The organism is Paraliobacillus ryukyuensis (assembly GCF_003315295.1).
Classification (GTDB): Bacteria; Bacillota; Bacilli; order Bacillales; family Amphibacillaceae; genus Paraliobacillus; species Paraliobacillus ryukyuensis.
On record NZ_QNRI01000008.1, the window covers coordinates 92,166 to 104,404 of the forward strand.

Here is a 12,239-nt window from a genome sequence, read left to right on the forward strand (position 1 = left end):
ATGCTTTTTTTATAAGAGGAACGACGAAGGAGAAACGCCAAGAAGCTTTGCTAATAGAAAAAACGCAACAGTGGCAATCAATGCTTCTTATTTTGGTTCTGGAGCTACACTTTCCGGTAAAAAAATACATGATGGGGTTATTATATCCGATACCGCAACAAGTTTTTATACATTAGGTATAAAACCAGGTAATACATTTGCAATTTACAATTCTTCTTACAGTGCGCAAGATATATTAAATGATGGCTGTATTAATAGTTTTGCTGGGTTTATACCTTTAGTTGAAAACGGATCATCTGTACGCCAATCCGTTAAGGATTTATACAGTGCTGGGTCGGAAAAACATTCAAGACAGGTTATTGCACAATACAGCAATAAAGATATATTAATTCTAACTGTTGATGGTAGGTGATTGATAGTGCTGGAGCTAATAACGATTTTACTAACAGAAGGTGTGGAAACAGCATTCATGCTTGACGGTGGTGGTAGTAGCCAAACCGTTTTTAGAGGTAGGACAATAAACGAATATAGCGACGACAACGGATTTATCGAAAGACCGGTAGTTGATTTTTTATATTTTGCTAAAGATACAAAATCAAGACTAGACCAAGACGTATTAAATGCTTATAAAGATATCGGAGATTTAGGAAAAATAGTATCAGATTTAAATGCTGGTTTAGTGGGCTTTTTTAATAAAGTTATTTATGTAGATAATTTAAATAATATTGATAAAAATGGTATGTATTGGGCTCTTGAAACATCTCTAAATCATCCAGAATAATTCATTTTGAAGTTCCTAATTTAATAGACTCTAATGTTAGACAAGCCATGCAGCTTTCAATACCGTCTTCAACAACCACTTCCAGAGTATTGAAATTAAGAAGAACTGAATCAGATGGAACGTGGAGTGCGTGAAGAGATTTTTAATAAAGCGACAGTTATGCAACCGTCGCTTTATTATTTTTTTGTTTAACAGTATTTGAACTTAAACCTAAAAAAGCAATACTTATATAAGGTACTCTTAAAAGGATTAAATAACAGATAAAAGGTACTAACACACCTATTATTGTATAAACTACAATTCCGTAGTTAAAGAAATGACTGAAAAAATCATTGGAAACACGATGTAAAAACATAATAGTTATTGTGGAAGTTCCTATTTTGCTCAACGTAGTACTGTATTGATATTTTGATAGTATTTTGCTGACATTAAAGACTACAAAACAAATAATTACTGGTATGAAAAAATCTAAAAATAGATGGTTGTATACATTGGGCTTTAAATCAATCTGATAAAAGTAATTATTCATGTAGTCATATACAATAAAGACTGTTAATAAAAGAAAAGAGGCTATAAAAGTTTTTACATTAAGTATTAAGCCGATGTATTTTTTTATATAAAAACCGAATGCATAGAAAGGCAAAGTGATTAATACAACATCAGCGCTCCATGGTACAGGAGATTCAAATGGTTGATAAAATGCATAAATGTGTGCTAACAAATACGATAGAGTGATAAGTGCGATTTTTGTAATGTTGTTTTTAAAAATTAAATCAATAACAGCAAAAATGATTTGTACTAAGAAAAGACAGGTGATAAACCAAAAAACCGTAACTAAACCTTTCATCATCATTCCACCATAAGCAAGCTTATATAAATCGGTTAAAAATGAAGAAAGTTCAAAACCATTTTTTAACTCTATATAAAAATAAATGGTTATTCCGAATGAAACATAAGGTAGTAATAATCGTATCGCTCTTTTTTTTATGAAATTAAATAGATCACTAAAGTTATCTATCGGTTTAAACAAAAGCCCACTAAGAATAAAGAAAAGAGGCATATGAAACCAATAAGTATAGTGGTGCGCTAGTTCATGACCACCGTGACCCATAACGACAGCGATAATGCCAATGCCTTTGGCTATATCAATCCATTTTAAGTGTTCATTATTCATTTGTTCACATCCTATTTGTAGATAATTATATGATAAAAATAAATAGATCCTATTAAGATAGGATCGTATAAACTAATTTATAAAGTATCATAATTTTAACAATTTCGACAGGGTTAATTAAAATCCCTGTCGTTTTCAATGAAAAATTTGTGTAACTAGGGGGTCGAGTATGTCGAACAAGGAAGAAGGCGAAAACGTGAAAGAATTTATGGAGTTGTTGATGGAATTAAAAATATCTATTACTCAATTAACCGCTAAAGTGGATCAATTAACAGACATGAAAAACGTACTTGAAGAAACGAAGAAGATTGGTAATGAAACAGCATACCGTTCATTTGAAAATGAAAAAGATATAGATCATTTGCTAAAAAAGGTTGCTGAAAAGGCAAGTAAAGAAGATGTTAATCGAATTGTTGAAGAAAAAGATAATTGGAGAAGGACATTTCCATCTTGGGTGGCGGTAGCTATTGCAGCTATCGCTTTAATTTTGCCATTTTTAACGAATTGAAAGGAGGTGAGAACGTACGGAACAAATATTGATTTTTGCAACGGTGCTATTGCTAATTGTTACTGCTTTAGTTGAATTAGTGAAACGTACTGTAAACATTTCAAAGAACATTGTACCTCTGATCAGCTTAGTTGTTGGACTTGCTGTAGGTGCAGCTGCTATCCATTTACAGATCTAGAATTAATCATGTGACTATGGGCAGGTGGATTTGCTGGACTAGCCGGTACTGGATTATTTGAATTAGCCATTAACAAAAGAGAAGGAAAAATAAAGGATGCTGTTTAATGTGGTGTCCTTTTTTCATTTTAATAAGATTTAAAAGGAGAGATTATCAATGGTAAAAGTTAAAAAACAATTAGTTTCTGAACACGTTATTGACGAGCGGTCTTATGGCTATGGTAATCCAGTTAATACTATTACAATCCATCAAACCGGTAACACACATGCAGGAGCAGATGCACAAGCACATGCTAATATCCAAACAAATATGAACAGTAGACAAGCGTCTTGGCATTACACTGTAGATGATGAAGAAGCTATTCAATCTTTCCCAGATAACGTTCAGTGCTGGCATGCGACAGATGGTGGTGGACCAGGTAATACAACATCGCTTGCTATTGAATTATGTATTAATAAAGATGGTGATTATGAGAAAACAGTACAAAACGGTGCTGAACTAGCGAGAGAACTGTTAGACAAGCATCATCTAACTGTTAATGATTTAAGACAGCACCATGACTGGCATACGAAAAATTGCCCTGCACAAATTAGAGCGGGGAAACATGGTATTGGATAGAATGACTTTGTCAAAATGGTGCAAGGTAAATCAGTCAAAGTAGATACAAAAGTGAAAGCTACGTTTAAATCTAAAAAAGGTGATCTAACCGTTGATGGAAAATGGGGTAACGCAACTACTACCGCACTACAAGAATACCTTGATACCGTAGTAGATGGTATTATTAGTGACCAAGTACACAACGATGTAACAGAAGCGTTTTACGGTGATACGATTGACTTTGGAGATGGTGACGACGTAAGCATCTACAACGTAAAATCGGATTCAAAGCAGATGGTTTACTTGGTCCCAACACAGTAGGAGCATTACAAAAATATCTTGGTACACCTTATGACAAGAAGTTAAGCAGACCTTCAACCGTTGTTAAAGAATTTCAACGTAGATTGAATAAAGGTAATCTATAATAAAAAAGCCCTCACTTAGTGGGGGCTACTTAAATATTTTCCGCATAGCTTTACCTGCCGCCTTACCCGCAACACGACGACCAATCCTTTTACCAACTTTACCTTTTCTAACACTATCAACATCGTTCCATATACGAAGTATCTTATATATTGTAGATTTTAGTCTCAACTTCAATCTCCTTTAATATTTTCATCTAATTCTTTCATGTAGGATTCAAGTTTTTCTTTTGTTTCAAAATTATCAAAATCAAATTCTTGATTTCCTAATATATGTTTTTGAAAAGTTTCGCTTTTTTCTCCGTTATTTATCATATACTGTTCTAAAACAAATTTTCTTCTATCTATAATATCCTGCAATTCTTCAATATCTTGTAATGTAGCGTTGTTTTTAATAAATGATCTAGTAGTTCGTCGATAGCTATCAATTGTTGCTTTACTTCTATTCTTCTTTTCCCAATTTCGTGATGCTTTTGCTTGTGAATTACTTTTATTTGTTTTTTCGCTCATTTTCTAATCGCTCCTTTTCTTTTTGGAGTTTTCTTTTAGTATTAAGTAATGCTAATTTCCATATTCCGAGGACTGCAATGACAATTACAATAATCAATATAAGTTTATAGTACATAATTTTTGTGGTATACTTAGAGAAGAGAGAAGGGATTAACCCCCTCGTCTCATTCTTTTAATTTCTAGCTCCAATTTCTTTTTTTCTAACCTTGACTTTTGGCAGGACAACCAAAGTTTGTAGGTGGTTAGTAATAATGTGATTGGGGCTATTATTTTTGCTAAGTATTCCACTTGTTCACCTCCTTGTCTATACTTATATTTTATAACGCATGCGTTATAAAATCAAGCGCTTATGTAAAAAATGTACAATTTGTGAATAATATCTAAAATTACCAAATATAAGTTATGATAAAGTTACTTCATATTTCAAATCTTCACTTCGCAAAAAAAGAATTGGCTTGGAAACCAGGTCTTTTTTTATACATAAACATTGCCGACATCCTGCCGACCAATTATAAATTATTCGATTAAAAATGAAGTTTTTAAATGTGTTGATATTATTGCTTTTATGCTTATTAAATAATTAAAAATTTTACGATATTACGTTAAGTCCCTCACTGGCAGTGTAGAGGTCAGCGGTTCGAGCCCGCTATGCTCCACTCCACTTCAAGAGTCTGATACAGCATTGACATTAGCCAATCCTCCGATTACTTCTTTTTTATTTTTTTGTTATGTTTCTTTATTTTATTATGCTCGGGCTCTGCTAACGGCAATTCATTTAATTAAAGTATGGTAAACTGATAGATGACAATTTTAAAAAAAGTGAATGTAAAATGGAGGACAAAATGAACAAGAAATTTTTCTTCTTTGATATAGATGGTACCTTAACAAACAAAACAACAGGGGAAATCGTACCAAGTGCAAAGCTGGCACTTGATTTATTGCAAGAAAACGGGCATTTCGTAGCTTTAGCTACTGGTCGAGCACACTATAAAGCGAGAAAAGTTATGGAAAGTTTTGAATTAAAGAATATGGTCTGTGCAGGTGGAGCCGGGATTGTCATTAATGATATTTTAATAGAAAACAAGCCTTTAGACTTTGATAGAAGTATTGAATTAATCAATCAAGCAGAAGCACTCGGATATGGTGTTTTAGCTACGAAAGACGATACCATTGATGTGTATTCCAAAAATAATTTGTTTCGTGAACAAGTGGGAGACAGACAAGAACCTACTGTGTATCATATTAAAGAAGATTTATCCTTTGATGAATTTACTGATATTTTTAAAATATACGTTTCGATTCCTGAAAAAGAAGAGCATCTTTTGACTAAAAAGAATAATCTGGGGCATATGCGTTTCGTTCATGATTATTTGATGTTTCAGTATGATGATAAAAAAGCAGGTATTGAGTACATGATGAAGAAAATAAATGCGCCAATAAGTGATGTAGTTGTCTTTGGTGACGATACAAATGATTTAAATATGTTTGATTCACAATGGATGAACGTTGCTATGGGTAATGCTGTAGCGGAATTACAAGGTAAAGCCGATTACATAACAGATACAAACTTAAATGATGGCATATATAATGCTTGTAAGTATTTTAATTGGATATAAAAGTGATAATAAAATTAAGCAACGTTGTGTGATAATCTATAATAATAAAAAGTTTTTTGGGAATCATTTTAAAATAATTCCCAAAAAACTTTGACAGTAAATGCTATATATGGTATGTTTATATTGTCTCTTACAACCGACGGGTTGTATTACTACCTAAAAACATAGAATCTACTAAAATAAGGCCTTAGTGCCGGATTTGTCCCTATTTATAGGGTCCGAAAATCGCTTATTAGTTTAAACTAATAAGCGATTTTTTTGTTTTTTATTGTCAAATTTATGGTAAAATAGAATTAAATTGGTTGTAATATACTTTTATTTTACAGGAGGAATAGACTATGAACGAGCCATTTGTTTTAGGATTAGATATAGGGATTGGTTCGGTGGGTTGGGGAATGATTGATAAAGACCAAAATATCATTGATGCTGGCGTTCGATTGTTCCCTGAAGCAGACAAGAGTTTTAATGAGAGTCGACGTAGTTTTCGTGGGGCAAGAAGGTTATTAAGAAGAAGGAAGCATCGTATTGAAAGAGTGTATCAATTATTGGATAGACACGAAATATGGGATAAAGGAACGAAAGTAGATCATCATAGTGATAATGTAACTCCGTATCACATTCGTATGAAAGGTTTAACAGAACCTTTAACAAACAAAGAATTGACCATAGCCCTAACCCATTTAGCTAAACGAAGAGGAATACATAATATAAATGTAATTGATGAAGAAGATCAAGGAAATGAATTGTCTACCTATGAGCAAATTAGACAAAATCAAACCTTACTGGAAACGAAATATGTCTGTGAGGTGCAAGTTGAAAGATTAGAAACTGAAGGAGAAATCAGAGGGCATAGAAATAGATTTAAAACTTCTGATTATGTAAAAGAAGCAAGACAAATACTAGAAACACAACAACAATCTAACGAAAAAGTAACGGATGAGCTGATTGAAAGTTATATTGATTTGTTAGAAAAAAGACGTGAATATTTCGATGGGCCAGGGTATGGCAGTGAATATGGTTGGGAGCAAGATATAAAGAAATGGTATGAAAAGATGATGGGAAAATGTAGTTATTTTCCTGACGAATTAAGAGTTGTTAAAGAATCTCATTCTGCACAATTATTTAATCTATTAAACGATTTAAATAATCTTACTCTGAATCGAGAAGAAAACACGAAATTAACGCAAGAAGAGAAAGAATTAATCATTCATAATCTTTTTAAACAAAATAAAACTGTTTCGTTAAAAAAAATAGCTAAGATATTAGGAGTTAGTGAAGACGATATTAAAAGTTTTCGAGTTGATACAAAAGGTAAACCTCTATTTACATCTTTATCAACTTATTTTGAAGTGAAAAAAATCACCAATAAACCAGCGATACTTGAAGATCGAGAAGTCTTAGACCAGATTGCAGAGCTAATTACGGTTTATCAATCTAAACAAGATATACAACAAGCACTTGAACAAAATAACTTACCTTTAAACGATGAAGAACTGGATCAATTAAGCGAATTGAATTTTAATGGTACACATTCATTAAGTTTGCGTATGATCAATGAACTTTTACCAGATCTCTGGAGTTCTGCAAAAAATCAAATGCAGTTAATCACGGAAAAAGGGTACAAACCAAAAGACGTTGATTATGAACAAAAGAAATATATCCCTTATTATCAAATTGATGATTATATCCTTTCCCCCGTAGTCAAACGTTCATTTAAGCAAACCGTGCGCATCATTAATGAAGTCATCAAAAAATATGGGACCCCAACTGAAATTGTTGTCGAATTAGCAAGAGAAAAAAATAGTGATGACAAAAAGAAATTTTTAAAAGAATTAAATAAGAAAAATGCCTCTATTAATAAGCAAGTAAAAGAAAAATTAGATACGTTGGATGTGAATCCATCAAAAGGCTTATTTAATATGCTTCGATTGTGGCATTTGCAAGATGGGAATTGTATGTATTCTCTTAAAGAAATCCCAATTAATGATTTGATGGAAAATCCGCAAAACTTTGAGATTGATCACATTATCCCAAGATCTGTATCGTTTGATGATTCTCAGAATAACAAAGTGTTAGTACGAAAAGAGGAAAATCAGAAGAAGGGGAATCTTACACCGTTTCAATATTTTCAGTCCAATAAAGCAACAGTAAGTTATGAAAAATTCAAAGCACATGTTTTACAATTAGCTAAGACATCACAAAAGATGTCTCGCAAAAAGAAAGAATATTTACTAGAAGAAAGAGACATAAATAAATTTAATGTACAAAAAGATTTTATTAATCGAAATTTAGTAGATACTAGATATGCAACAAGAGAAATTTTAAATACATTACAACAATTTTTCTATGCCAATAATCAAGCTGTGAAAGTTAAATCTGTTAATGGCGGATTCACGAACTACCTACGAAAACTGTGGGATTTTAACAAAGATCGTGGAGCAGATTATAAACACCATGCGGAAGATGCTTTAATTGTTGCGATGGCGAACTATATATTCGAATATAAGGATGCATTCAAAGCAGATCATTTGATTTATGCGAATGACAACATGATTGATACAGAAACAGGTGAGATACTGACTGAAAAACAATTTAATGCAGCATTTACCGAAAAAATCCACAAAATTAAAGCCGTAAAAAATTATAAGGGTTATAAGTATTCTCATAAGGTAGATATGAAGCCGAATCGACAGTTGATGAACGATACGCTTTTCTCTACAAGAGAAAAGGATAACAAAGAATATGTGGTCAATAAAATAAAAGATATCTACAATCCTGATAATGAAAAGCTAAAGAAAATCATGACAAAATCTCCCGAAGATCTATTAATGTATCAACATGATAGAAAGACTTTTGAAAATCTAAAGTCTATCTTTGAACAGTATAGTGAGGCGAAAAACCCCTTATATCAATATTATAAAGAGACTGAGCAACATTTCACAAAGTATAGTAAAAAAGGAAATGGTCCAGTTGTTAAATCGATAAAATATTTAGGTAATGCAGTTAATGAGCACCATGATTTATCTAATAAATACAATCCGAAAAATAAAAAGGTAATCACACTTTCTATAAAGCCTTTTAGAATGGACGTTTATTATGAAGATGGTTTATATAAATTTATCACAGTTCGCTACAATGATCTTAAAGAAATGAAGAATAGTTATGAAATTGATAATAAAAGATACGAGGACAAATTAAAAACTAGGAAGATTAAATCAAAAGATAATTTCTTGTTTAGTCTTTATAAAAATGATTTGATGAATTTTAATGACGAAGAATTAAGGTTAATAGGAGTAAATGCTGAGAAGCGTAATACGATAGAAGTTAATACGGTTACTTACGATTATAAAGATTATTGTGATAGGAATAATATAAAAACAAATAGACTTAAAAAAACAATATCAAAAAACACAAAAAACTTTTCTAAATTAGCAACCGATGTATTAGGAAATAAATATTTAGTGGAAAATGAAAAGCTAAAGCTCAAATTTGAAAAGTAGAAAGGGGGATGGAACCTTTGGGATGGAGAATTATTCATATTTCAAATGTTGACCAGCTATCATTACAATTAGACAACTTGAAAGTGAAAAAAGCAGATGATGAAGTTAGAGTGCCATTAAGAGATATTTTTGCCATTGTTATTGAAGATCTAACGTGTAAACTTACTAGTCGTTTAATGATTGAGTTATCAAAAAATAATATCCTTGTATTGTTGTGTAATCAAAAATATTTACCCGAATGCATTGTTCAACCAGTCTCTGGCCATGCACTACAATATCGTCAAATGGTAAAACAATTGAATTGGGGAACTGATTTGAAAGCTGATTTGTGGAAAAAGATTATTCAAAAAAAGATATTAAATCAAGCAGAAGTGATGAAAAGAAATGATATAGAGAAAAACCGTGTTTTTAAGCTGAAAGAACTGGCTACGAATGTTGAAACTGAAGATAAGAGTAATATGGAAGGACAAGCTGCAAGGATTTATTTCAATAGTTTTTTTGATGAGAATTATACAAGAAGTAATCCAAATTATATCGAAAATGCAGCTCTTGATTACGGTTATGCTATCGTTCATTCAGCTATTGCTCGAACTGTAGTTGCTAAAGGGTTGATTTCAGGGCTTGGGATTTTTCATAAAGGTGAAAGGAATCCGCATAATTTAGCTTCAGACATCATAGAACCTTTTAGACCGATAATCGATTATTTTGTAGTGAAACAACCACCTGAAGGTTATTTATCTAAAGATTATCGGATCCAACTCATTAATTTGTTACATGCCAAAGTAGTAATTAATTCGAAGTTACAAACATTAATTAGATCAATAGAAATTTGTATCGACTCCTTTTTAGAATATTTTGAGACCGGTAAATCTGAGAAGATCCAATTACCAAGTTTAGACAAAATCGTATTGTATGAGTCTTAGATTTGTGAGAGTAATGATCATGTTCGATTTACCGGTAGAAACAAAAACGCAGCGGAGAACGTACTCAAAATTTCGAAAAGAGCTAATTAGGCATGGCTTTTTAATGATGCAATATTCGATTTATGTTAAATCTTGTTTGAACAAAGAAGCAGCAGAGGGAACAGTTAATTTGGTAAAGCGCTTTTTACCACGTGATGGACATGTGCGCTCTATCATTATAACGGAGAAACAATTTGAGAAAATGAACATACTAGTTGGCGAAGAAGATAGAAACATAAGTATTCTGGGAGATAATAGAACAATTGAATTCTAGGTGGTGTAAGCATGGATTTTCAATTATTGGTTAAGAAAGATTATGAGGAATATGAGATAAATATTAGTCAGTATAGTTCCTTATTCGTAAATCACACTACGGATGAAAGGTCACTTATTCAGCCAATCATTGAGTATTTCCAACCAAGAAGCAAAATGAAAAATGAATTAAAAGTGATAGACCTTGAGAATGACGAAGAATTATCCACTGCTCGATTTCAAGCTATTACGTTTTCAAATGATTTGCTGTTAGAAGAAACAAAACTAGGTTCTAAGTCTTTATTGAAAGGACAAGTTAAACAAAGTTTTTTAAACAATGTAGAAGCTGACGGTTATATCAATAATATTAATATCTTATTAGAAGATCTAGTGGATAATTCCATTGCAGAACTTCCAGTAAAACCAAAGCTTTTGACGTATGATTCGATCATTAAATTGCTGGAGATAGATATGGGACAAAATATGGTAGGAGAAACCAATCAATTTATATACCAAAACAAATTATTATTGCCGATATTAGGTCGACATTTGCGTAATAATTTAAAGCAACCAGGTATTATATATTTTTTCTATCCGGAAACCTATTTAAGTCCAAAAGAACAAATTGAAATGTATGAATTATTACAAATTTTTAGTGAAACTATCCCAGTATTTGTTATTACCAAATCAAAACAATTCTTAACGAAACAAATGTCTGGAATGAATTATTTTATTAAAAATAAGCAAATGTTTAATCCTAAATTTATTGAAGATCTAGAGTGGAATTGTCCTGTGAACTTTGAGTATGAAGATCTTAAACAAAGTGTGATGAATATTCTCTTTAAATATGCTGATGTATTGGAATTAGAACCTGAACTTTCAAATTTCACTGATGCAGATGTTATATTATTTCAATCGATTGATTTGTATGTGTTTACGTCATTAATGTATAAAATGAAGTTTAAATTTTCAATAAATCTTGATAAAGATAAAATGTACACACCAGTTTACAATTTTATATTAGAACTTTATGAAAAAATTTGATATATTTTCATTAGAGGTTTTAGTACTCTGTGTTTTTAGGTAGTAATGAGACATCAAAAAAGAAGATATTACCGCCGAACAAGTTTTAGTACTCTGTGTTTTTAGGTAGTAATGAGACTAAATTTCGTAGTTTGCTTTAACAACCATAGTTTTAGTACTCTGTGTTTTTAGGTAGTAATGAGACCTCATACCTAAGCATCAACATTCAAACGAGTTTTAGTACTCTGTGTTTTTAGGTAGTAATGAGACTAAATCACGTCAGATGTCATTTGTTATGGGTTTTAGTACTCTGTGTAATGAGTCTTAACTTTCCCACACCGCAATAAGAGTTGACAAACCACCTTATTAAAAATAAAAATGGGTAAGGTCAGTGGCGCCCTTACCCATTATCTGTTTGCTGGATAACAATGAATTGATAATGATGGATGAATAATCGTCGATGTTATCTGAATGGCTAATTTCTAACCAATCGCTAGAAGAAGGATTATCTGTTTGTTGATCAAATTTACGTTTCCAATAATACATTTGATGAATATTAATATTTTCTTTACGGCACCAAGCAGCCATACTAAGGTCGCTTTCACTCCATTGATCCATTCTTCTCTCCCATTCTAAACTGTTTATCTGACATAAAAAGCCTCCTTTGAGAATTAATCTATGAAGATTAGCTCATCTGGAGGCTAAGTTGCATACGT

The 12,239-nt window shown here is 31.8% G+C and carries 11 protein-coding genes and 2 pseudogenes; 10 read left to right on the plus strand and 3 right to left on the minus strand.

Annotated elements, in window-relative coordinates; genetic code table 11:
- The first annotated feature begins 70 nt into the window (after positions 1-70).
- Positions 71-781: pseudogene (locus tag DES48_RS16225) on the plus strand (phosphodiester glycosidase family protein).
- A gap of 157 nt (positions 782-938) precedes the next feature.
- On the opposite strand, the gene DES48_RS11650 reads toward DES48_RS16225, so the two are convergent.
- Complete coding sequence (locus DES48_RS11650) at positions 939-1,955, minus strand: acyltransferase family protein (protein ID WP_113869393.1); 1,017 nt, start codon at positions 1,953-1,955, stop codon at positions 939-941.
- 169 nt (positions 1,956-2,124) lie between these two features.
- Between DES48_RS11650 and DES48_RS11655 the strand changes: the two genes are divergently transcribed.
- The 4 genes and pseudogenes from DES48_RS11655 to DES48_RS11670 all read left to right on the plus strand — a co-directional run bounded on the left by DES48_RS11655 (position 2,125) and on the right by DES48_RS11670 (position 3,559).
- Positions 2,125-2,463 (plus strand): hypothetical protein, encoded by a 339-nt coding sequence (locus DES48_RS11655; RefSeq protein WP_113869395.1) that lies wholly within the window; start codon positions 2,125-2,127, stop codon positions 2,461-2,463.
- A 25-nt stretch (positions 2,464-2,488) separates the two neighbouring features.
- Positions 2,489-2,748 (plus strand): annotated as a pseudogene (locus DES48_RS11660) (holin).
- A 49-nt stretch (positions 2,749-2,797) separates the two neighbouring features.
- Positions 2,798-3,259, plus strand: a complete 462-nt coding sequence (locus DES48_RS11665) for a peptidoglycan recognition protein family protein (protein ID WP_113869397.1) — start codon at positions 2,798-2,800, stop codon at positions 3,257-3,259.
- 15 nt (positions 3,260-3,274) lie between these two features.
- Positions 3,275-3,559: a hypothetical protein gene (locus DES48_RS11670; protein ID WP_113869399.1), complete on the plus strand. Its 285-nt coding sequence runs from the start codon at positions 3,275-3,277 to the stop codon at positions 3,557-3,559.
- Between the two features lie 275 nt (positions 3,560-3,834).
- On the opposite strand, the gene DES48_RS15945 is transcribed toward DES48_RS11670, so the two are convergent.
- Complete coding sequence (locus DES48_RS15945) at positions 3,835-4,170, minus strand: hypothetical protein (protein WP_079708826.1); 336 nt, start codon at positions 4,168-4,170, stop codon at positions 3,835-3,837.
- 842 nt (positions 4,171-5,012) lie between these two features.
- On the opposite strand from DES48_RS15945, the gene DES48_RS11680 reads away from it, so the two are divergent.
- The 5 genes from DES48_RS11680 (at position 5,013) to DES48_RS11700 (ending at position 11,544) form a co-directional block, all read left to right on the plus strand.
- Positions 5,013-5,786 (plus strand): HAD-IIB family hydrolase, encoded by a 774-nt coding sequence (locus tag DES48_RS11680; RefSeq protein WP_079708827.1) that lies wholly within the window; start codon positions 5,013-5,015, stop codon positions 5,784-5,786.
- A 338-nt stretch (positions 5,787-6,124) separates the two neighbouring features.
- Complete coding sequence (gene cas9 / locus DES48_RS11685) at positions 6,125-9,286, plus strand: type II CRISPR RNA-guided endonuclease Cas9 (protein ID WP_113869401.1); 3,162 nt, start codon at positions 6,125-6,127, stop codon at positions 9,284-9,286.
- An 8-nt stretch (positions 9,287-9,294) separates the two neighbouring features.
- Positions 9,295-10,209, plus strand: a complete 915-nt coding sequence (gene cas1 / locus DES48_RS11690) for a type II CRISPR-associated endonuclease Cas1 (RefSeq protein WP_245911429.1) — start codon at positions 9,295-9,297, stop codon at positions 10,207-10,209.
- Between the two features lie 19 nt (positions 10,210-10,228).
- Positions 10,229-10,522, plus strand: coding sequence for a CRISPR-associated endonuclease Cas2 (cas2, locus tag DES48_RS11695; RefSeq protein WP_113869405.1), 294 nt, complete (start codon positions 10,229-10,231; stop codon positions 10,520-10,522).
- A gap of 11 nt (positions 10,523-10,533) precedes the next feature.
- Positions 10,534-11,544, plus strand: a complete 1,011-nt coding sequence (locus tag DES48_RS11700; RefSeq protein WP_113869407.1) for a hypothetical protein — start codon at positions 10,534-10,536, stop codon at positions 11,542-11,544.
- A gap of 345 nt (positions 11,545-11,889) precedes the next feature.
- On the opposite strand, the gene tnpA is transcribed toward DES48_RS11700, so the two are convergent.
- Positions 11,890-12,195, minus strand: a complete 306-nt coding sequence (tnpA, locus tag DES48_RS11705) for an IS66 family insertion sequence element accessory protein TnpA (RefSeq protein WP_425451887.1) — start codon at positions 12,193-12,195, stop codon at positions 11,890-11,892.
- Positions 12,196-12,239 lie beyond the last annotated feature (44 nt).